The organism is Streptomyces sp., assembly GCF_036566765.1.
Lineage (GTDB): Bacteria > Actinomycetota > Actinomycetes > Streptomycetales > Streptomycetaceae > Streptomyces.
This window is the reverse complement of record NZ_DATCVQ010000513.1, coordinates 1-22301: the sequence shown is the minus strand read 5'-3', so window position 1 is coordinate 22301 and position 22301 is coordinate 1. Positions and strand designations below refer to the sequence as shown.

Genomic DNA, 22301 nt, shown 5'->3' with positions numbered 1-22301 from the left:
TGCGAGCATGGCCGCTATGGCTACTCATGTGATCACCGGAGCCGGGTCCGGAATCGGCGCGGCGGTCGCCCGCCGCCTGCACGCGCGCGGCGACCAGCTGGTGCTGCACGCGCGGGACGCGGGCCGCGCCAAGGAACTCGCCGCCGCGTTCCCGGGCTCCCGCACCCTCGTCGGCGACCTCGCCGACCCGGACCGGCTCTCCTGGGCGTTCTCGCACCAGAGCCTGCCCGACCGGATCGACTCCCTGCTGCACATCGCGGGGGTCGTGGAGCTCGGCCCGGTCGGCGAGCTCACCCCGAAGGCCTGGCACCAGCAGCTGAACGTCAACCTGATCGCCCCCGCCGAGCTGACCCGGCACTTCCTGCCGCAGCTGCGGGTCTCCCAGGGCCACGTGGTCTTCGTGAACTCGGGCGCCGGGCTCACCGCGCACGCCGAGTGGAGCGCGTACGCGGCCTCCAAGCACGGCCTGAAGGCGCTCGCCGACTCGCTGCGCCAGGAGGAGCACGCCAACGGCGTCCGCGTCACCTCGGTCTACCCGGGCCGGACCGCCAGCCCGATGCAGGTGAAGGTGCACCGGCAGGAGGGCAAGGAGTACGACGCCTCCCGCTGGATCGACCCCGAGTCGGTCGCCACGACGATCGTCACCGCGATCGACCTGCCGCGCGACGCCGAGATCAACGACCTGACGGTCCGTCCGGGGCGGTAGCCGGCCGGGCCCGCGTAGGCTTCCCGGGTGAGCGAGAAGAGCACCTTCACCTGGGGGCCCGCGACCGGCGTCGGGTCCATGCCCGGCGGCGACGCGCGCGAGGCCGCCAAGACCGTCAGCGGGTCCTTCGAGGACTTCCCGTACCTCGCCGAGCTGCCCGCCCGCGGGCCCGGCGCGGACATGATCGGGCGGACGATCGGGCTGCTCGTCGAGATGTACGGCCATGTCGAGCCGAGCGGCTGGCGGGTCAGCGACCGACCCGGCCGTGACACCCGGCGCGCCCGCTCCTGGCTCGGCGAGGACCTCGACGCCCTTGAGGAGTTCACCCAGGGCTACGAGGGCCCGCTGAAGGTCCAGGCCGTCGGGCCGTGGACGCTCGCCGCCGCCCTGGAGCTGCGGGGCGGCGAGTCCGCCCTCGGCGACCTCGGCGCCTGCCGGGATCTCACGGCCTCGCTCGCCGAGGGCCTGCGCGGCCACCTCGCGGAACTGCGCAGGCGCGTCCCCGGGGCCGGCCTGGTGCTCCAGCTCGACGAGCCCTCCCTGACCGCCGTGCTGCGCGGTCAGGTGCGCACCGCCAGCGGCTACCGCACGTACCGGGCCGTGGACCGGCAGGTCGTGGAGAGCGCGCTGCGCGACGTGATCGCCGTGCACGACGGCCCGGTGGTCGTCCACTCGTGCGCCCCCGACGTGCCGTTCGCGCTGCTCCGCAGGGCCGGCGCGGCGGGCATCTCGTTCGATTTCGGGCTCCTCACCGAACGTGACGAGGAGCCGATCGGCGAGGCCGTCGAGGGCGGCACGAAGCTCTTCGCGGGCGTGGTGCCCTCCACCGACGCGGCATTGTCGGACCCGGGCGGTAGCGTCATGGGTGTCAGGACGCTGTGGCGCAGGCTGGGGCTGAATCCGGGGACCCTCGCGGAGTCCGTCGTGGTGACGCCCTCGTGCGGGCTGGCGGGTGCTTCGCCCGCTTATGCCCGGGCGGCGCTCGCCCACTGCGTCCGGGCGGCGAGATCGCTCGCGGACAACCCTGAGTAACGGGAGGACGAAACGGTGGCTGTCGAACAGGGGGCCCTGCCCGCCGAGGTGCGGGAGCAGCACGCACAGCTGGCCGAGCAGGTCGAGGGGCACCGCTTCCGGTACTACGTGAAGGACCAGCCGGTCATCAGCGACGCGGAGTTCGACAAGCTCCTGCGCGAGCTGGAGGCGCTGGAGGAGGAGTACCCGGCGCTGCGCACGCCGAACTCGCCGACCCAGAAGGTCGCGGGGGACTACGAGACGGGCCTGACGAAGGTCGACCACCGCGAGCGGATGCTCTCGCTGGACAACGCCTTCGACGACGCGGAGCTCGCGGCCTGGGCGGAGCGCGTCGCGCGGGACGTCGGCTCGTCCGCGTACCACTTCCTGTGCGAGCTGAAGGTGGACGGCCTGGCGGTCAACCTCACGTACGAGAAGGGCCGGCTGACCCGCGCCGCGACCCGGGGCAATGGCGTCACGGGCGAGGACATCACGCCCAACGCGCGGACGATCCAGGGGATCCCGGAGCGCCTGATGGGCGACCGGATCCCCGACCTGGTGGAGATCCGCGGCGAGGTCTACTTCCCGATGGAGAAGTTCGAGGAGCTCAACGCCCGCCGGGTCGCCGCCGGCGAGCAGCCGTACGCCAACCCCCGTAACTCCGCCTCCGGTTCGCTGCGCCAGAAGGACCCCCGGGTCACCGCCACGCTGCCGCTGCGCATGGTGGTGCACGGTCTCGGCGCGCGCGACGGCCTGGACATCTCCCGGCTCTCGGAGGCGTACGCGCTCCTCCACGAGTGGGGGCTGCCGACCGCCCGGCACAACCGGGTCGTGGACTCGCTTCAGGGCGTGCGGGAGTTCATCGCGTACTTCGGCGAGAACCGTCACTCGGTCGAGCACGAGATCGACGGCGTGGTCGTGAAGCTGGACGAGATCCCGCTCCAGGGCCGGCTCGGCTCGACGGCGCGCGCGCCGCGTTGGGCGATCGCCTGGAAGTACCCGCCTGAGGAGGTCAACACCAAGCTGGTCGACATCAAGGTCGGCGTCGGGCGGACGGGCCGGGTGACGCCGTACGCGCAGGTCGAGCCGGTCACGGTCGCCGGGTCCGAGGTCGAGTTCGCCACCCTGCACAACCAGGAGGTGGTGAAGGCCAAGGGCGTGCTGATCGGCGACACGGTGGTGCTGCGCAAGGCGGGCGACGTGATCCCGGAGATCCTCGGCCCGGTCGTCGACCTGCGGGACGGCACGGAGCGCGAGTTCGTGATGCCGGCCGAGTGTCCCGAGTGCGGCACGCCGCTGCGGGCCATGAAGGAGGGCGACATCGATCTGCGCTGCCCCAACGCCCGTACCTGCCCGGCCCAGTTGCGTGAACGTCTCTCCTACCTCGTCGGCCGGGAGTGCCTGGACATCGAGAACTTCGGCGAGGTGGCCGCGGCGGCGCTGACCCGCCCGCTTCCGCCGTCCCCCAAGCTCTCGGATTCGCTCGAGCAGGGGGCGCCCCCATCGCCGCCGATGGTCGACGAGGGCGATCTGTTCGACCTGACGATCGAGAAGCTGCTGCCCATCAAGGCGTACGTGCGCGACAAGGACAGCGGGCTGCCCAAGCGGGATCCGAAGACCGGCGAGGAGAAGGTCGTCACGGTCTTCGCCAACCAGAAGGGCGAGCCGAAGAAGAACGCGGTGGCGATGCTGGCGAACATCGAGGCCGCCAAGCAGCGCCCGCTCGCCCGGTTCCTCAACGGGCTCTCGATCCGTCATGTGGGTCCGGTCGCGGCCCAGGCGCTGGCCCGCGAGTTCCGCTCCATCGACCGGATCGACGAGGCCACCGAGGAGGAGCTGGCGGCCACCGAGGGCGTCGGTCCGATCATCGCTGCCGCGGTGAAGCAGTGGTTCGCCGAGGACTGGCACCGGGAGATCCTGCGCAAGTGGCGGGAGGCCGGGGCCCGGACGGAGGACGAGGGGGCCGGCGAGGACGAGGGCCCGCGTCCTTTGGAGGGTCTGACGATCGTGGTCACCGGAACTCTGGAGAACCACACCAGGGATGGCGCAAAAGAAGCGCTGCAGAGCCGCGGAGCGAAGGTGACCGGTTCCGTTTCAAAGAAGACCGACTTCGTCGTCGTGGGTGACAACCCGGGATCCAAGTACGACAAGGCGATGCAACTGAAGGTTCCGGTTCTCGACGAGGGAGGCTTCGCGGTCCTGCTGGAACAGGGTCCGGAGGCCGCTCGGGACGCCGCGGTCCCGGTGCCCGAGGAAGGCTGAACGGGCGTTCGGACAGCGGCCGGACGTCACCCGTTCAGCTCATACCAGATCGTGACGGGTGGCCGGGTCGCATTCGGGCAAGACCTGTAGAGCGCTGCCCGTGGGAGCCCTCCGCGTCCTACTGTTGAGACGTGCGCGTCGTCGTGCACGGCTGCGTGGTGGGATGTCAGCCGTGATGGCATGACAACGGGCCATCGCGATGCATCGGCACCGCCGACGGCTGTGAGAGGGACGGGAATGAAACCGACCGAGAGTGCCGCCCCGGTCCCGCGGCCGCAGGCGCGCGCGGGATACGCGGGCTTCGGCTCCGCGACGGCCGCCGTGCTGGCGGGCGTCGCGGCCGTCGTGCTCGTCGTTGGGATCTGCCGAGCGCTCACCACCGGCCACGGACTCTTCCCCGGCGGCGCCGCCGGCTGGTCCTTCGCCGTGCTCACCGGACTCGTCGTCGGCCATCTGGTCGCCCTCGGCCGGGACCGCTGGTGGGGCGGCACCGGCTCCGGCGCCGCGCTCACCCTCGCCGTCCTGCTGCTGTACGGCTGGGTGCCCGCCGGCCTGGTCTCGCTGGCCGTCGTCGTGCTGGTCGGAGCGGCCCGCCGGCACCGCTGGCGGCAGGGCCTGCTGCACGGCGCCGCGGACGTCCTCGGCATCGGCGCGGCCGCCCTGGTCCTCGTCGCCTTCGGCGACACGCCGACCGTCGACGCCCCCTGGCAGCCCCTCGACTGGGGCTTCGCCGCCGTACCGGAGGTGGCGCTCGCCGCGGGCGCCTATCTCGCGGTGACCCGCCTGCTGCTCTGGTACGCGCTCGCGCCCCAGGGCGGCGGGCTGCCCACCATCGCCCGGACGGCGCTGCTGCGGCAGGGCCTGGTCGCGGTCGCGCTGCTCGGCATCGCCCCGCTGATCTGCGTGGTCGCCGCCTCGCTGCCCGTCCTGCTGCCGCTGTTCGCCGTCCCGCTGATCGCGCTCGACTCCACCCTGTGGATCGCCCGCGCCCGCGCCGAGGAGCAGCTGAAGGACCCGCTCACCGGGCTGCCCAACCGCCAGTGGCTCCTGGAGCGGACCTGGACGGCGCTGGAGCAGGCCGAGGGTGAGGGGGCGCGCTCCGCCCTCGTCCTGATCGATCTCGACCGCTTCCGGTCGGTCAACGACACGCTCGGCCACCTCGCGGGCGACCGGCTGCTGCTGCAGATAGCGGAACGGCTGCGGCTCGCGCTGCCGCGCGGCGCCGAGGCGGCCCGGCTCGGCGGCGACGAGTTCGCCGTCCTGCTGCCCACCGCCGACTCCACCACCAGCGCCCAGCGGGTCGCCCGGCACCTCGTCGCCGAGCTGAGCTCCCCGCTCGACCTGGACGGGCTCACCCTCGTCCTGGAGGCCAGCGCCGGCGTCGCGGTCTTCCCCGACCACGCGCTCGACGCGGAGGGCCTGCTGCGCCGCGCCGACGTGGCGATGTACCAGGCCAAGCGGGACCGCACCGGCGTCGAGGTGTACGAGTCCAAGCGCGACTCCAACACCCCCGACCGGCTCGGGCTGCTCGGCGACCTGCGCCGCGCGCTCGACGCCGGCGACGTCGAGCTGCACTACCAGCCCAAGGTCCAATTCGACGGCCAGGTGGCCGGCCTGGAGGCCCTGGTCCGCTGGGTGCACCCCGAGCGCGGCAAGGTCCCGCCGGACGAGTTCATCGCCATCGCCGAGTCCTCCGGCCTGATGCCGCACCTCACCGAGTACGTCCTGGAGACCGCCCTGGCCCAGGTCGCCCGCTGGCGCGCGCAGGGCTTGAAGGTCCCCGTCGCCGTCAACGTCTCGCCCCGCGACGTGCACACCCCCGGCTTCGCCGGCGCCGTCGCGGCCCGGCTCGCCCGGCACGGTGTCCCGGCCGGCGCCCTCCAGCTGGAGATAACGGAACACGTGCTCCTGGAGGACCCGCAGCGGGCCGCCGACACCCTGGCGGGCCTGACCGGCCACGGCGTGAAGATGTCGCTGGACGACTTCGGCACCGGCTACTCCTCACTGGTGCACCTGCGCCGGCTGCCGGTCAGCGAGCTGAAGATCGACCGCTCCTTCGTGGCCCGGCTCGCCGTGGACACCGAGGACGCGGAGATCGTCCGCTGCACCGTCGACCTCGCCCACTCGCTCGGCCTGCTGGTCGTAGCCGAGGGCGTCGAGGACGACGAGACCTGGGAGCGCCTGCGCGACCTGGGCTGCGACGCCGTCCAGGGCTGGCTGGTCGCCGCCGCGATGCCGCCCAGCGAGACCACGGCCTGGCTGCGCGCCCGCGGCGAGCACGGCTGGCGCCGCCCGAGCGAGACCCCCGCCCAGGCCGAGGCGGACCACTCCCCGACCCAGACCGTGCAGTAACGGTCCGCCGCAGCCCTGCCGCGCCCCGGTCCCAAGGCCGCCGGATCCGCCCGGTCCGGCTCCCGGGGCGCGCTCACCGAGGCGCTGGACGCGTACGAGAACGCCCTCGCCGCCGCGGGCCACGCGCCCCGCCCAACGACGCCCGCACCGAGGCCCGTCCGGCCCCCGGCCGAATCCGTTTCGTTCCGGGAAGGGTCCGCCCCCTAGGATTGGGTCCAACCGACACACACTCACCCCAGAGGATCGCTGCATGCCTGGCATCACGCGCGAGGAGGTCGCCCACCTCGCACGGCTGGCGCGTCTGGAGCTGAAGGGCGAAGAGCTCGATCACTTCGCCGGTCAGCTCGACGACATCATCGGCGCGGTCGCCCGCGTCTCCGAGGTCGCCGACCAAGACGTACCGCCGACCTCCCACCCGCTGCCGCTGACGAACGTCATGCGCGCGGACGAGGTCCGTCCGTCGCTCACCCCCGCGCAGGCGCTCTCCGGCGCCCCGGCCCAGGAGCAGCAGCGTTTCAAGGTGCCGCAGATCCTGGGGGAGGACTAATCCATGACGGACATCATCAAGCTCACGGCCGCCGAGATCGCCGCGAAGATCGCCTCCGGCGAGCTGACCGCGGTCCAGGTCACCGAGGCCCACCTGGCCCGGATCGACGCCGTCGACGAGAAGGTGCACGCCTTCCTGCACGTCGACCGCGAGGGCGCGCTCGCGCAGGCCCGCGCCGTCGACGCCAAGCGCGAGGCCGGCGAGAAGCTCGGCCCGCTGGCCGGCGTCCCGCTCGCCCTGAAGGACATCTTCACCACCGAGGGCATCCCGACCACGGTCGGTTCGAAGATCCTCGAAGGCTGGATCCCGCCGTACGACGCCACCCTGACGCGCAAGCTGAAGGAGGCCGACGTCGTCATCCTCGGCAAGACCAACATGGACGAGTTCGCCATGGGGTCCTCCACCGAGAACAGCGCGTACGGCCCGACCGGCAACCCCTGGGACCTCACCCGGATCCCCGGCGGCTCCGGCGGCGGCTCGTCCGCCGCGCTCGCCTCGTACGAGGCCCCGCTCGCCATCGGCACGGACACCGGCGGGTCGATCCGCCAGCCCGCCGCCGTCACCGGCACCGTCGGCGTCAAGCCCACCTACGGCGGCGTCTCCCGCTACGGCATGGTGGCCTTCTCGTCCTCGCTCGACCAGGGCGGCCCGTGCGCCCGTACGGTCCTGGACGCGGCCCTGCTGCACGAGGTCATCGCCGGTCACGACCCGCTGGACTCCACCTCCATCGACGCCCCGGTCCCGCCGGTCGTCGAGGCGGCCCGCAACGGCTCGGTCGCCGGCATGCGCGTCGGCGTCGTCAAGCAGTTCCGCGGCGAGGGCTACCAGGCCGGCGTCGTGCAGCGCTTCGACGAGTCCGTCGAGCTGCTGAAGGAGCTGGGCGCCGAGATCGTCGAGCTGGACTGCCCGTCCTTCGACCTCGCGCTCGCCGCGTACTACCTGATCGCGCCGTCGGAGTGCTCCAGCAACCTGGCCCGCTTCGACGCCATGCGCTACGGCCTGCGCGTCGGGGACGACGGCACCCGTTCGGCCGAGGACGTCACCGCCATGACCCGCGAGGCCGGCTTCGGCGACGAGGTCAAGCGCCGCATCATGCTCGGCACGTACGCGCTCAGCTCCGGCTACTACGACGCGTACTACGGCTCCGCGCAGAAGGTCCGCACGCTCATCACGCGGGACTTCGAGAAGGCCTTCGAGCAGGTGGACGTCATCGTCTCCCCGACGACGCCGACCACCGCCTTCGCGATCGGCGAGCGCGCCGACGACCCGATGGCGATGTACCTCGCGGACCTGTGCACCATCCCGACCAACCTGGCCGGCAACGCCGCCATGTCGCTGCCCTGCGGCCTCGCGCCGGAGGACGGGCTGCCGGTCGGTCTGCAGATCATCGCCCCGGCGATGAAGGACGACCGCCTGTACAAGGTGGGTGCCGCAGTCGAGGCCGCCTTCGTCGAGCGCTGGGGTCACCACCTGCTTGAGGAGGCACCGTCGCTGTGAGCAACGCACTGTCCAAGGCCAAGGGCTTCAAGAAGACCAAGTCCGGCACCTACCTGACCATCGGCACCACCGCGTTCGGCGCCATCAGCGTGTACAAGCAGGCGAAGAAGGCCCGCGCCGAGCACGACACGCTGAAGCTGATCGATGCCGTCGTGTCCGCCGCCGCCATCGCCACCGGCCTCGCGATCCTCTACCGCGAGCTGAAGCGCCTCGGCGACGACGACGTCCTGCTGGGCTGAGAGGGAAAGTCTCACCGTGACCGTCACTGAACTCCTGTCGTACGACGCGGCCCTCGCCGAGTACGACCCCGTCATGGGCCTCGAGGTCCATGTCGAACTCGGTACCAAGACCAAGATGTTCTGCGGCTGCTCGACCGAGCTGGGCGCCGAGCCCAACTCGCAGACCTGCCCCACGTGTCTTGGCATGCCCGGCTCGCTCCCGGTCGTCAACGCGATCGGCGTCGAGTCGGCGATCAAGATCGGTCTCGCGCTGAACTGCGAGATCGCCGAGTGGTGCCGCTTCGCCCGGAAGAACTACTTCTATCCGGACATGCCGAAGAACTTCCAGACCTCCCAGTACGACGAGCCCATCGCCTTCAACGGCTACCTGGACGTCCAGCTGGAGGACGGCGAGATCTTCCGCGTGGAGATCGAGCGCGCCCACATGGAGGAGGACACCGGCAAGTCGACGCACGTCGGCGGCGCCACCGGCCGTATCCAGGGCGCGTCCCACTCCCTGCTGGACTACAACCGCGCCGGCATCCCGCTGATCGAGATCGTCACCAAGCCGATCGTCGGCGCCGGCGAGCGAGCCCCCGAGGTCGCCAAGGCGTACGTCGCCGAGCTGCGCGAGCTCATCCGGGCCCTCGGCGTGTCCGAGGCCCGCATGGAGATGGGCCAGATGCGCTGCGACGTGAACCTCTCGCTGATGCGGAAGGGCGCGAAGAAGTTCGGCACCCGCTCGGAGACGAAGAACGTCAACTCGCTGCGCTCGGTCGAGCGGGCCGCGCGGTACGAGATCATGCGCCACGGGGCCGTGCTCGAGGCCGGCGGCACGATCATCCAGGAGACCCGTCACTTCCACGAGGACGACGGCTCCACGACCTCCGGCCGGGTGAAGGAGGAGGCGGAGGACTACCGCTACTTCCCGGAGCCCGACCTGGTGCCGGTCGCCCCGTCCCGCGAGTGGGTCGAGGAGCTGCGCGCCGGTCTGCCGGAGCTGCCGCGGGTGCGCCGCAACCGGCTCCGCGAGGACTGGGGCGTCAGCGAGCACGACATGCAGTCGATCCTCAACGCGGGCGCGGTCGACCTCATCGTCGCCACCGTGGACGCGGGCGCGGACTCGGCGTCGGCCCGCAAGTGGTGGATGGGCGAGCTGGCCCGCAGCGCCAACGAGGCGGGCGTGGGCCTCGACGAGCTGGCCATCACCCCGGCGGACGTGGCCCGCGTGGCCGCGCTCGTCGCCGACGGCTCGCTCAACGACAAGCTGGCCCGCCAGGTCATCGAGGGCGTCCTCGCCGGCGAGGGCGCCCCGGACGAGGTCGTCGACAAGCGCGGCCTGAAGGTCGTCTCCGACGAGGGCGCCCTCGGCACCGCCGTCGACGAGGCGATCGCCGGCAACGCGGCCATCGCGGACAAGATCCGCGGCGGCAAGGTCGCGGCCGTCGGCGCACTGGTCGGCGCGGTCATGAAGGCAACCCGCGGCCAGGCCGACGCGGCCCGCGTGAAGGACCTGATCCTGGAGAAGCTGGGCGTCAGCGAGGGCTGATCTCTCCGGCTCCGGGACGAGGGGCGGTACGGCTGTCATGCGACGGCCGTACCGCCCCTCGGGCGTTCGGTCACTTGGGCGTGCAGATCGCCTTGGGGGTGAGGGTGTTCTCGTCGCTGCCGGTGTTGGTGCCCGACACGACCCAGCTGTCGCCGCGGGGGAAGTTGCGGGTGAGGAAGACGTTGTGGAGGAGGGCTCGCCCGGCCCATCCGCCGCCGCCGGTGGGCGTCTCGCCGGCCGGGCAGGCGACGACGGCGTCCTTGGTCTCGCCGGGCAACAGCGTCACCGGGTCCCCGAGGACGAGCCGGTGGGGTTCGGCCGAGCAGGTGACCGTGGGCACCGCGCTTCCGTCGACGTAGCGGGTGTTGACCCCCGAGATCCCCCAGCTGGCGTCGGGCTGCGGGGCGGACTCCCAGGCGTGGAAGGAGACCGCGGAGTAGCCGCCGCCGCTGGGCGTACTGCCCGCCGGACACCTGACGTAGATCGTGGCGGCCCGTCCCGGGGCGATCGGCTCACGGACGCCGGAATGATTGTGCTGCTGGGCGGTGGAGCAGACCGCGGCGGCGCGGACGGTCCGCGGGGCCCCGCTGACGTTGCGGAAGTCGATGTACCAGCCCCGGCCCGTGCTGAACGAACTGGTCGTGAACACGCGGTCGGCCGTGCCGTCCGTGGTCATCCCGCCCCCGGCCGCGAACATGCCGTCCGGACAGGCTGCCTCCGCGCTGTTGCCGTGATTGTTCTGCACCGTCACGGGCGCGCTGACCACCTGCCGATACACCGCGGCCGCCCGGCCGGAGCGTGGCCCTGCCGGGTCGGCGGGAGCGGGCGCGGCGGGCGCGGCGGCCGCGGTGACACCGACGACCGCCGCCGAGACGAGCAGGACCGTACTTCTGCGTTTCATGGCGAACTCCAGGGTGCGGGGACATCCCGACCAGGGGTGCCCCACGCAGGGGAGACCCGTGCCGGAGTCGACCGCACGTCCCTCGAACGCCCGTGGCGACGACCGGTGTGGCCGAGTCGGCTCCCGGACCGTCAGCGGACGGGCGCCGCCACGCCGGCCAGCAGCGCACCCGACTCCTCCGGGGAGAGGGTGCGCTCGTACACGAGCTCGCCGGTCATGCCGGGGAAGAAGCGCCCGGCGGGCCAGCTCCGCGCGTACGACGGCGGGTCGAGGACCACGAGCCGGACTCCGTCCACGACGGGGATGTCGGCCGGGTTGCCCTCGTTCCAGATCCACTCGCCGTCGGCTCCGACCAGGTTGAAGGAGCCGGTGGTGGGCGCCATCCCGGGCTGGTCGCGGCAGCAGGCCACGGCCTCGGCCGACGGCGCCTCGCCCGCCACGAGACCCCGGCCGATCAGGGCGGCGGCGAGGAGCGTGTGCAGCTGGAAGTTGTCGCCGATGCCAAAGGCCCGTAGCGCGAAGCCCGCGCCGGTGGCGCGGTCGAGCGCGACGACCGGCTCGTCGTCGAGGACGACGAGGGCGTACGCGAGGCACTTGAACGGCTCATCGGTCAGTTCCGCGAGCTGGGCGACGGCGGCCCGCAGCTCGTCGCGGCAGGTCATCTCGCGCCGGATTCGAGGGGAGTTGAGCATCGCCACGCAGGCCATCTCGAACTGCGGCAGCGCCTGCCAGGCCATGACGGGCTCAAAGCCGAACCGCTCGAAGTCCGAGTCCGTGAGGCCCTCGCCCTCGTGGTCGGGCAGTTCGCCGCGGCCCGCCGCGGTCCACGCCTCGCAGAAGGCGGCGGACTGCTCGAAGGCGTCCAGGGCGTTCGCGAACAGGGCCGGCGCGCAGGCCGAGGGGTCGGCGCCGCGTTCGACGCACGCCCCGATCAGTACGGCGACGATCGCGCGCGGTCCGGGCGGTACGTCCCCGAGCAGGGCGGCGAGCCGAGGCCCCGCTGCGTGCAGCTCGTCGTCCGTCGCCTTGCCGAAGCCGCGCGTCAGCCGCGCGAACTCACGCTCCGCCGCGTCGGCGTCCTGGGCCCGTACGGCCGCTTCGAAGTCCTCGACGACGGCCGAGAACCGCCTGCGTCCGAATATCATCCGCGCACGATAGCGGGTGGGGGCGACATCGTCCGGTGCGCGTTCCGGTGAACGACGAGGGGCGGGCCCCCGCGCACTGGGAGCGCGGGGGCCGGCCTGATGAGGTCAGCCGATGCAGCCGACGACGCTGCCGGGCGGCGCGCAGTTGTCCGGGTGGTTGTCGCGCACCGTGGACTGGGTCAGTGTCACCGTGCCGGCCACGTTGAGGATGCCGCCGCCGCTGCCGGGGCCATTGCTCGCGTGGTTGCCCTCCACAAAGGAGCGGATCAAGGTCAGCGTGCTCCCGGTGAGCGTGCTGATGCCACCGCCGTCCGACGACACCGAGTTGTCGCGCGCCGCGGAGTCGGACAGTGTCACCCTGCCGCCCGCGTCGGTGAGGACGGCGCCGCCGTGCGCGGCCGTGTTGTCACGCAGCAGCGAGTGGGTCGCCGAGAACGTGCTCTGCTGGCCGACGAAGACGGCGCCGCCGGAGAAGCTCGCGGTGTTGTCGCGCAGCAGCGAGTGGTCCATCGTCACCGCGCCGCCGCCGACGGCGAGGTCGGCGATGCCGCCGCCGAACTCGGCGGCGTTGTTGCGCAGCGTGGAGTCCGTCAACGCCACCGTGGCACCGGTGTTGTTGAGGATGCCGCCGCCGAAGATCTGGTTGTTCACCACGGTTCCGGTGCCGTTGATGATGGTCAGGTTGTCCAGCCGTACTCGGACGCCCGCTCCGCCGACCGACACCGTGGAGCCGGCGAAGTTGCCGTCGAGGACGGCGTCCTCGGCGCCGATCAGCGTCAGGTTCCGGGTGATGACGAAGGGGCCGGTACAGGTCCCCGACACTTCCAGAATCTCCCCCGCGGCGGCTCCGGTGATCGCGATCCGCAGGGCCGCGGGGTTCGCCTCGCAGTTCACCGCGGCGGGTTCCCCGGCCGCCGCCGGGGTCGCGCCGACCAGGCCGACCGTCGCCGCCGTCACCGCTGAGACCGTCGCCGTCACCGCTGAGACCGCTGCCGTCAGCGCGCGCCGACGCCACACCAGCGGGGCTCGTTGCTCGAACATCCACCTCTCCCGTCCTCAGCGCGGGGGCGTCCTGACGATCCGGGCCCCGCTGTGGTCCTCCGGCACGGGCGGCCTGTGCGCCCATGTCCGGAGGGACGGGTGCCCCAAGGGGGCGGACGCCGCGCCGGAGGCGGCCGCGCGTCCCCCGAACGGCGCGGGATGACGACCGTTGTGGCCCACAGGCGGCGAAGGCCGGATTCCGCTCGGCCTCGGGTGTCCGCATGGTGGACGTTCACCACGAGGCCGTTCCCGGGTCTTCTCGGTGTCATCCGGTCTCATTAGCGTCCCGGCCGTACCCACCCAATGGCTCGAAGGCGATCCATTGGCCGTCGACAGGGAGGTCGGGAGCTTGTCCCCGGAGATTTCGCGCAGAAGGCTGCTCGCCCTGGGCGGAGGCGCGCTCGGCGCCGCCGCGGTGGGATCGATGCTGCCGCCGTCGTTGCAGGCCGCGATGGCCGCCGAGCCGCCGGCCGGGGGGCTGTCCGCGGTCAAGCACGTGGTGATCCTCATGCAGGAGAACCGTTCTTTCGATCACTACTTCGGCACCCTGCGCGGCGTCCGCGGCTTCTCCGACCGCAATGCGATCGAGCTGCCGTCCGGCAAGCCGGTCTTCGAGCAGCCCGCCGCACTCGGCCGCACCGTGCTGCCCTTCCCGATCCGCGGCGCCGCCGAGACGCAGCACAAGGACCTCCAGTACATAGGCGACCTCGACCACTCCTGGAGCGGCGGCGCCAAGGCCTGGCACGGCGGCTGGATGGACGGCTGGGTCTCCGCGAAGACCGCCGCCACCATGGCGTACTACGACCGCCAGGACATCCCGCTGCACTACGAGCTCGCCGACACCTTCACCGTCTGCGACGCCTACCACTCCTCCACCCACACCTCCACCAGCCCCAACCGCAACCACCTGTGGTCCGGCTGGACCGGCTTCGAGGCCGACGGCAGCCGCGCCGTCACCAACGCCGCGTACGCGGAGGGCACCCATCCGGGCTACGGCTGGTCCACCTACGCCGAGCGGCTCGAAGCCGCCGGGCGGAGCTGGAAGACGTACACCGAGTGGGAGAACTTCACCGACAACAACATCGAGTTCTTCACCACGTTCAAGAAGATCGCCCGGAAGGCGCTCGCCACCACCGGCGGGCACACCTTCATGGAGTCCTTCTACGCCGCCGTCCGCGACACCGACGACGCCGCCGAGCGGGCCCGCCTCCTCGGCCTCCTGGAGGAGGGCGTCGCCACCCTCACCGACGCCGAGCGCTCGCTCTTCGAGCGGGGCCTGCGCCGCGTCGAGTCCGGCGCCCTCGCCGACGCCTTCCGCGCCGACGTCGCGGCCGGGACGCTGCCGGAGGTCTCGTACCTCGTGCCGTCCGCGATCGACTCCGAGCACCCCGGCTCGTCCTCGCCGATCGCCTCCGCCTCGCTCGTCTACAAGGTGCTCGACGCCCTCGGCTCGCACCCGGACGTCTGGCGGCACACCGTCCTGCTGATCAACTACGACGAGAACGACGGCTTCTTCGACCACGTCCCGCCGCCGGTTCCGCCGGTAACGGACACCGACGAGCGGTACAAGGGGCTGCCCACCGGCCTCGGCATCCGCGTCCCGCTGCTCGTCGTCTCGCCGTGGTCCGTCGGCGGCTACGTCTGCTCGGAGGTCTTCGACCACACCTCCGTCGTCCAGTTCCTTGAGACCTGGACGGGCGTCCAGGAGCCCAACATCACCCCGTGGCGCCGTCGCGTCACCGGCGACCTGACCTCCGCCTTCGACTTCCGCCGCGCGCGCCGGCAGCCCCCGGTCGAGCAGCCGGGCCCGATCCCGCCCTTCAGCGGCCGCTGGCGGCCCCAGCCGCCGCTGGTGCAGAGCATGCCGGTCCAGGAGCCGGGCACCCGACCGGCCCGGCCGCTGCCGTACCAGCCGGACGCGTACGGCACGGTCGCCGGCGGCACTGTGACCGTCCAGCTCCGCAACAGCGGCAAGGCCAGCGCGCCGCTCGCCCTCTACCCGTACGCGGGCGAGTTCGCCGCCCCGCAGCACACGGACGTCCGGGGCGCCGGCGAGTGGACCGTCCCCCTCTCGGGCGAGCGGTACCGCTTCACGATCACCGGCCCCAACGGCTTCCGCCGCGAGTTCGAGGGGCCCGCGGCGGGCGGGGCCGAGGTCGTCACGCGCCTCGACCACGAGGACCGTGACGTGCACATCACCGTGCGCAACACCTCCGCCGCCCCGCTCTCCTTCACCGTCCGGCCGCTCGGCTACGTCGACGAGTCCGACTTCGCCGACTGGACCCGCACGGTCACGGTCAAGCCCGGGAAGAGCCGTACGGTCGTCCACTCCGCCGCCGACGCGCACGGCTGGTACGACGTCGAGGTCACCGCCGCCGACGGCTTCCGCCGCCGGCTGATGGGGCACATCGAGAACGGGCGCGCGAGCGTCTCGGGCTGATCGAGCTGCTCCGCCGAGTCTTCGAGCGCGGGGGTACGGGATCCGGTCCCGTGCCCCCGCGCCCCGCTGTGAGGATCGACACGAAAGGGACAAAGGATCACGATCGGCTGCGACAGTTGCCTCTGGTAGGCCATCCGTGTGGCCTCGCGTAGGTCATGCGTTCTTTGCGGGCTTCCCCCGATGAAGATCGACCAAGATCCACGAACCCCAGGGAGCCCGTCCTTTGGCCGCCATCGCCCGGTGGTGCATCAAGCACCGTCTCGTCGCTGTTCTGCTCTGGCTCGTCGCCCTCGGCGGCGTCACCGCCGGCGCTGCCGTCGCCGGCAACGCCTACTCGAACGACTACGAGGTCCCGGGCACCGAGTCCGGCCGCGCGACCGCGCTGCTCGACCGGGGCTTCCCCGGCGCGGGCGGCGACAGCGACACCATCGTCTGGCACACCGCCGACGGATCGGTCCGCGCCGGTGCGGTCGAACACCGGGTCACCGCCATGCTCGACGAGGTCGCCGAGCTTCCCGGCGTCTCCTCCGTCACCGGCCCGTACGACGGCCCCGCCGGCCAGGCGCAGATCAGCGAGGACGGCCGTACCGGCTACGCCACCGTCACCTTCCACGAGCAGGCCGACGACATCCCCAAGGCGCAGGCCCAGGCCCTCGTCGACACCGCGCAGCAGGCCGAGCGCGACGGCCTCCAGGTCGAGCTCGGCGGCAGCGCCGTCGCGCTCACCGAGGCGAAGGGCGGCCATGTCGCCGAGATCGTCGGCGTCGCCGTCGCCGCCGTCGTCCTGTTCCTTGCCTTCGGCTCGCTCGCCGCCAGCGCGCTGCCCATCGCGACCGCCCTGGTCAGCGTCGGCACCGCGTACTCCGGGATCGCGCTCCTCGGCCACGTCATGACGGTGGCCGACTTCGCGCCCATGCTCGGCCTGCTCATCGGCCTCGGCGTCGGCATCGACTACGCGCTGTTCATCGTCACCCGCCATCGCAAGGGCCTCAAACGCGGCCTCAGCGTCCCAGAGGCGGCCCAGAACGCCGTCGCCACCACCGGCAGAGCCGTGGTCTTCGCCGGCGCGACCGTCTGCATCGCCCTGCTCGGCATGCTCATCCTGCGGCTCAGCTTCCTCAACGGCGTCGCCATCGCCGCCTCGCTGACCGTCATCCTCACCGTCGCCGCGTCCGTGACCCTGCTGCCCGCGCTGCTCTCCCTCATCGGGATGCGCGCGCTCAGCCGCCGCGAGCGCCGCCGCCTCGCCGAGCACGGGCCCGAGCCCGAGGTGCCCACCGGCTTCGCCGCCCGCTGGTCCGCCTTCGTCGAGCGCCACCCCAAGCTGCTCGGCGCCGTCGCCGCCGTCGTCATGGCGGTACTGACCCTGCCGGCCTTCACGCTCCACCTCGGCACCTCCGACCAGGGCAACAATCCGGCCACCGCCACCACCCGGCAGGCGTACGACCTGCTCGCCGACGGCTTCGGGCCCGGCGTCAACGGCCCGCTCACCCTGGTCGCCGGGATCGACGGCGCCGACGACCGGCTCGCGCTGGGCGAACTGCCCGCGAAGCTGGCCGACACCAAGGGCGTCGAGTCGGTCTCGCCGGTCACGTACAACAGCACCGGCGACACCGCCGTGCTCACCGTCGTACCGGACTCCTCCCCGCAGTCGAAGGCCACCAGCGACCTGGTCGACCGGCTCCGCGCCGACGTGCTCCCCGAGGCCGCGGACGGCACCTCGCTGGAGGTCCACGTCGGCGGCGTCACCGCCTCGTACGACGACTTCGCCGAGATCATCGTCGGCAAGCTGCCGCTGTTCGTCGGCGTCGTCATCGCGCTCGGCTGTCTGCTGCTCCTGCTCGCCTTCCGGTCGATCGGCATCCCGCTGAAGGCCGCGCTGATGAACGTGATGGCCGTCGCGTCCGCCTTCGGCATCGTCGTCGCGGTCTTCCAGTGGGGCTGGGGCAGCGAGCTGCTCGGCCTCGGCAGCGCCGGGCCGATCGAGCCGTTCCTGCCCGTGATCATGGTCTCGGTGCTCTTCGGGCTCTCCATGGACTACCAGGTCTTCCTGGTCAGCCGGATGTACGAGGAGTGGCTGGAAACCGGCGACAACCGGCGCGCGGTACGCGTCGGGCTCGCCGAGACCAGCCGGGTGATCAACTCGGCGGCGGTCATCATGATCTCCGTCTTCCTCGCCTTCGTGCTCTCCGGCGACCGGGTCATCGCGATGTTCGGCATCGCGCTCGCCGCCGCCGTCGCGCTGGACGCTTTCGTCCTGCGGACCCTCCTCGTCCCCGCGCTGATGCACATGCTCGGCGGCGCGAACTGGTGGCTGCCGCGCTGGCTGGACCGCCGGATGCCGCGGATCAGCATCGAGCCGCCGGACTGCCGCGCGGTCGCGGACGCGCGCGCGGAGGCGGAGGCCGGCGCCGACGCCGGCGCCGTGATTTCCGATCGTGCCGTCGCCGACGTGCGTGCGAAGATCCCTTCGCAGCGTGTGACGGTACCGACGGAGGAGAAGTACGACGATGTTCGCGATACCGCTGGGTGACGACGCGGAGCTGCGGCCCCTGGAGCCGTGGCGGGCGGAGGAGTTCCTGGCCCACATGGACCGCGGCCGGGAGTTCATCGGGCAGTTCATCGCCCTGCCGGACGTCAACACCGACCTCGACTCGACCCGCGCCTTCCTGCGGGCCTACGCCGACAAGGCCGCGTCCGACACCGGCCGGATCTACGGCATCTGGACGGACGGCACCCTCGTCGGCGGCGTCCTGTTCCGCACCATGGACGTCACCTTCGGCACCGCCGAGGCCGGCTGCTGGCTGGAGCCTTCCGCCGTCGGCAAGGGCCTGGTGACCCGGGCCGCCCGCGTGATCATCGACTGGGCGGTCGAGGAGCGCGGCATCCACCGCGTCGAATGGCTGGTCGCCTCCGGGAACGAGGCCAGCGTCAACGTGGCGCGCCGGCTCGGCATGACCAAGGACGGCGTACTCCGCGAGAGCTACCCGTACCGCGGGAAGCGGCACGACATGGAGGTCTGGTCGGTGCTCGCGCCCGAGTGGCGGGCCGCGAAGAAGACGGCTTAGGGCACTCCTCAGTCAGCTAGGGCCTATCCGACCCTGATCCGCCGGACAGGCCCTAGGCGGGTCTGAGGACCGCCTAAGGCGCCCCGCCCCCCGAACATGCGGCACTCGCCCGATGTGGCGACCCCCTCTGGCCCGAGAGAGTAGGGACATCGCAAGGAGCGATCACCCGGACCGGAACGGACCGGGAGCCCACCAGGGGAGAACACGATGTTCGAGTACGAACTCCACCACATGCACCACGCCGAGCTCCTCCGCCAGGCCGCCGCCCACCGCCTCTCCCGCGAGGCCGTCAAGGCCGCCCGCGCCGCCCGCCGGTCCGGGAAGAACGGGGCCGAGGGGCGGGTGAGCTCGGAGCGCAGACGCTTCGTACGGGCCGCGTGACCCGCCCCCGCGCGGGTAAGGGTTCAGCACGATGTCCGTGTCCAACGAATCCGTCACGGAATCGATCACCGGAGCGATCGAGGGTGCCGCACCGTCGGGGGGCTGTGCGATGCTCGGCGACGTGGAGACCAGGTCAGTCAGTCCGGTGTTCGTCGGCAGGTCCGGCGAACTGACCGCCCTCACCGAGGCGCTCGCGGGCGCCGCGGCGGGAGAGCCCCAGGCGCTGCTCGTCGGCGGCGAGGCGGGCGTCGGCAAGACGCGCCTCATCGAGGAGTTCGTCCAGTCGGCCCGCGCCGCCGACGCGGTCGTCGCGGTCGGCGGCTGCGTCGAGATCGGCGCGGACGGCCTGCCCTTCGCCCCGTTCTCCACCGCGCTGCGCGCCCTGCGCCGGTCGCTGCCCGACGAGCTCGCCGCCGCGGCCGCCGGCCAGGAGCACGAACTCGCCCGGCTGCTGCCCGAGTTCGGCGACGTCGGCCACCACGAGGCGTCCCACGAGGACAGCACCGCCCGGCTCTTCGAACTGACCGTACGGCTCCTGGAGCGGCTGGCCGCCGAGCGGACCGTCGTCCTCGTCCTGGAGGACCTGCACTGGGCCGACGCCTCCACCCGGCACCTGCTGTCCTACCTCTTCCGCACCCTGCACCGCGGCCGGATCGTCGTCGTCGCCACGTACCGCTCGGACGACATCCACCGCCGCCACCCGATGCGCCCGCTGCTCGCAGAGCTCGACCGACTGCGCACCGTGCGCCGCGTCGAGCTCGCCCGGTTCACCCGTAACGAGGTGCACCGCCAGCTCACCGGCATCCTCGCCGCCGAACCCGACCCGGCGACCGTCGAGGCCATCTACAGCCGTTCCGACGGCAACGCGTTCTTCGTCGAGGAGCTCATCACCTCGCACGCCTGCGGCTGCGAGCTCAGCGAATCCCTGCGCGAGGTCCTGCTCGTCCGGGTCGAGACGCTGCCCGAGACCGCGCAGCGGGTCGCCCGGATCGTCGCCGAGGGCGGCTCCACGGTCGAGTACGCGCTGCTCGCCGCGGTCGCCCGGCTTCCCGAGGACGACCTGATCGAGGCGCTGCGGGCCGCCGTCGGCGCGAACATCCTGCTCGCCTCCCCGGACGGCGACGGCTACCGCTTCCGCCACTCCCTGGTCCGCGAGGCGGTCAGCGACGACCTGCTGCCCGGCGAGCGCTCCCGGCTCAACCGGCGCTACGCCGAGGCCCTCGAAGCCGACCCGGGCCTCGTCCGCGCCGACGAGCGGGCCACCCGCCTCGCCACGTACTGGTACCACGCGCACGACGCCGTCAAGGCGCTGCCCGCGGTGCTCCGCGCCTCCGTCGAGACGCGCAAGCGGTACGCGTACGCCGAGCAGTTGCAGCTCCTCGAACGCGCCATGGAGCTGTGGGACGAGGTCCCCGACGAGGTCCGCGCGACCCTGCGGCCCGTCGACTACGCCGAGGCGTACCCGTCCTGCGGCTGCGACCCCGAGAGCGCCCCGCTGCGCCACCTCGACCTGCTCGCCGAGGCCGCCGTCGCGGCGCGGCTCGGCGGCGAGCGCGAACGCGCCCTGAAGATCGGCAAGATGGCGCTGCGGATGCTGGAGGAGGAGAACGACCCTCTGCGCTCCGCGTGGTTCTGGACCGAGCGCTCCCGGCTGCTGTCCGGGCTCGGCCGCGGGGACGGCTGGGCCGAGATCGCCACCGCGCAGGAACTGGTGCGGGGGCTGCCGCCGTCCGCCGTGCACGCGTTCGTCCTCGCGATCGCCGCGGCGTGGCAGATCCGCACGCCCGGGCCGGAGAGCCTGACCGCGGCCGAGCGGGCCGTCGAGTACGCCAGGCTGGTCCGCAACGAGCCCATCGAGCTCAACGCTCGGCTCACCCGGGGCACGATCCTGGTCGCCGCCGGCGAGGTGGAGCGCGGGCTCGCCGAGATGTACGAGGTCCGGGACCGCGCGGTCGCCGTGGGGCAGCTCTCCGAGGCCACCCGCGCCTATGTGAACCTCGCCTCCTCCCTGGAGAGCGTCGGGCGGTCGCGCGAGTCGGTGGAGGTCTGCGAGGCCGGGATCGCGCTCGCCCAGGCGCACGGGCTGCGCGACAGCGAGGGCTGGATCAACTCCAACCTCGCCGAGTCGCAGGTGGCCCTGGGGTGTTGGGAGCAGGCGCAGCGGACCGCGGAGTGGGTCCGGCAGGCCGCGCAGAGCGCCAAGCCGCGGGGCTCGGCGGCGCTGCGGCTGGGCCAGATCGCCGTGCTGCGCGGCGACTTCACCGGTGCGGCCCGTCAACTGGCACAGGCCCGGGAGCACTTCGGGACGAAGGACCCGATGGTGCAGTACACCCTGCCGCTGGCCGAGGTCGAACTCCTGGTGGCCGCGGGGGAGGGGCGCATCGCCGATGTGCGGGCGGCCCTCGCCGCGGCCTCGGACGACGCCCTCACGACCGGCAAGCACCGCTACGTGTGGCCGCTGCTGCTGGGCGCGGCGGCGGCGGAGGCGGACGCGCTGGGGCTGCCGGCCGCGGAGGAGGGCCGCGCCGAGGCGCTGGCGCTGATCTCCGGCCTCGCGCGCCGGGTCGCCTCCCCGGCGCCCCTCTGGCAGGCGTACGCGCTGCACGTCTCCGCGGAGCTGGCCCGCGCGGAGAAGCGGGACCGGGTCGAGCGATGGGCGGAAGTGGTCGCCGCGTACGAGCCCCTCGACGCCCCGTACCCGACCGCCCGCGCCCGCCACCGCCTCGCCGACGCGCTCCTCGCCGAAGGCGGCCGCAGGGACGAGGCCGCGACGCTCCTCCGCGCGGCCCACGGCGCGGCGGCACGCCTGGGCGCCCGCCCCCTGGTCGAAGACCTGGAACTCCTGGCCGCCCGAGCCCGCCTCTCCCTGACGACCCCCCTCCCGGCAGGCCCGGAACCGGAGGACGACGCCTTCGGCCTGACCCCCCGGGAGCAGGACGTCCTGACCCTGGTGGCGGCCGGCCGCACCAACCGCCAGATAGCCGAGGAACTCTTCATCTCCCCGAAGACAGCGAGCGTCCACGTCTCGAACATCCTGGGCAAGCTCGGCGTCTCGGGGCGAGGCGAGGCGGCGGCGATGGCACATCGGCTGCGGTTGCTGGAGCCGACGGGGTAGGGGCGGAGCGGCCGGGCCGCGCAGCGCGGGCGGCTAGGCCCGCGACCGGCGCGCGCGTCGGTCGCGAC

The 22301-nt window shown here is 72.6% G+C and carries 16 protein-coding genes; 13 read left to right on the top strand and 3 right to left on the bottom strand.

Annotation, left to right across the window (positions count from 1 at the left end):
• The first annotated feature begins 7 nt into the window (after positions 1–7).
• The 8 genes from VIU94_RS29915 to gatB all read left to right on the top strand — a co-directional run bounded on the left by VIU94_RS29915 (position 8) and on the right by gatB (position 10142).
• Positions 8–706: an SDR family oxidoreductase gene (locus tag VIU94_RS29915; protein ID WP_331916035.1), complete on the top strand. Its 699-nt coding sequence runs from the start codon at positions 8–10 to the stop codon at positions 704–706.
• Between the two features lie 27 nt (positions 707–733).
• Positions 734–1738 carry a methionine synthase gene (locus VIU94_RS29910; RefSeq protein ID WP_331916033.1) on the top strand — a complete coding sequence of 335 codons (1005 nt, stop codon included), beginning with the start codon at positions 734–736 and terminating at the stop codon, positions 1736–1738.
• A 15-nt stretch (positions 1739–1753) separates the two neighbouring features.
• Positions 1754–3979, top strand: a complete 2226-nt coding sequence (ligA, locus tag VIU94_RS29905; protein WP_331916031.1) for an NAD-dependent DNA ligase LigA — start codon at positions 1754–1756, stop codon at positions 3977–3979.
• 237 nt (positions 3980–4216) lie between these two features.
• The gene (locus VIU94_RS29900) at positions 4217–6331 is read left to right on the top strand and encodes a putative bifunctional diguanylate cyclase/phosphodiesterase (RefSeq protein ID WP_331916029.1); all 2115 of its coding nucleotides are present in this window, start codon (positions 4217–4219) and stop codon (positions 6329–6331) included.
• A 250-nt stretch (positions 6332–6581) separates the two neighbouring features.
• Complete coding sequence (gene gatC / locus VIU94_RS29895) at positions 6582–6878, top strand: Asp-tRNA(Asn)/Glu-tRNA(Gln) amidotransferase subunit GatC (RefSeq protein ID WP_003966094.1); 297 nt, start codon at positions 6582–6584, stop codon at positions 6876–6878.
• A 3-nt stretch (positions 6879–6881) separates the two neighbouring features.
• Positions 6882–8375, top strand: coding sequence for an Asp-tRNA(Asn)/Glu-tRNA(Gln) amidotransferase subunit GatA (gene gatA, locus VIU94_RS29890; RefSeq protein WP_331916027.1), 1494 nt, complete (start codon positions 6882–6884; stop codon positions 8373–8375).
• Positions 8372–8614, top strand: a complete 243-nt coding sequence (locus VIU94_RS29885) for a hypothetical protein (protein WP_331916025.1) — start codon at positions 8372–8374, stop codon at positions 8612–8614. The genes gatA and VIU94_RS29885 overlap by 4 nt, the downstream gene beginning before the upstream one ends.
• Positions 8615–8630: 16 nt before the next feature.
• Entirely contained in the window at positions 8631–10142 is a 1512-nt protein-coding gene (gatB, locus tag VIU94_RS29880; RefSeq protein WP_331916023.1) for an Asp-tRNA(Asn)/Glu-tRNA(Gln) amidotransferase subunit GatB, read from the top strand.
• A 70-nt stretch (positions 10143–10212) separates the two neighbouring features.
• Here the strand turns inward: gatB and VIU94_RS29875 are convergent, their stop codons facing one another.
• The 3 genes from VIU94_RS29875 to VIU94_RS29865 all read right to left on the bottom strand — a co-directional run bounded on the left by VIU94_RS29875 (position 10213) and on the right by VIU94_RS29865 (position 13229).
• Entirely contained in the window at positions 10213–11043 is an 831-nt protein-coding gene (locus VIU94_RS29875; protein WP_331916021.1) for a hypothetical protein, read from the bottom strand.
• 131 nt (positions 11044–11174) lie between these two features.
• On the bottom strand, positions 11175–12188 hold the full coding sequence (locus VIU94_RS29870) for a hypothetical protein (RefSeq protein ID WP_331916019.1): 1014 nt from the start codon (positions 12186–12188) through the stop codon (positions 11175–11177).
• 105 nt (positions 12189–12293) lie between these two features.
• Positions 12294–13229 (bottom strand): right-handed parallel beta-helix repeat-containing protein, encoded by a 936-nt coding sequence (locus VIU94_RS29865; RefSeq protein ID WP_331916017.1) that lies wholly within the window; start codon positions 13227–13229, stop codon positions 12294–12296.
• Between the two features lie 349 nt (positions 13230–13578).
• On the opposite strand from VIU94_RS29865, the gene VIU94_RS29860 reads away from it, so the two are divergent.
• From VIU94_RS29860 to VIU94_RS29840, 5 genes are all read left to right on the top strand, one after another.
• Positions 13579–15669: a phosphocholine-specific phospholipase C gene (locus VIU94_RS29860; protein ID WP_331916015.1), complete on the top strand. Its 2091-nt coding sequence runs from the start codon at positions 13579–13581 to the stop codon at positions 15667–15669.
• Between the two features lie 223 nt (positions 15670–15892).
• A complete protein-coding gene (locus tag VIU94_RS29855; RefSeq protein WP_331916013.1) occupies positions 15893–18202 on the top strand; it encodes an MMPL family transporter in 2310 nt (769 codons plus the stop codon).
• Positions 18180–18737, top strand: a complete 558-nt coding sequence (locus tag VIU94_RS29850; protein ID WP_331916011.1) for a GNAT family N-acetyltransferase — start codon at positions 18180–18182, stop codon at positions 18735–18737. Before VIU94_RS29855 ends, VIU94_RS29850 begins: the two co-directional genes overlap by 23 nt.
• Positions 18738–18944: 207 nt before the next feature.
• Positions 18945–19118: a hypothetical protein gene (locus tag VIU94_RS29845; RefSeq protein ID WP_331916009.1), complete on the top strand. Its 174-nt coding sequence runs from the start codon at positions 18945–18947 to the stop codon at positions 19116–19118.
• 109 nt (positions 19119–19227) lie between these two features.
• Positions 19228–22233 (top strand): helix-turn-helix transcriptional regulator, encoded by a 3006-nt coding sequence (locus VIU94_RS29840; RefSeq protein ID WP_331916073.1) that lies wholly within the window; start codon positions 19228–19230, stop codon positions 22231–22233.
• Positions 22234–22301 lie beyond the last annotated feature (68 nt).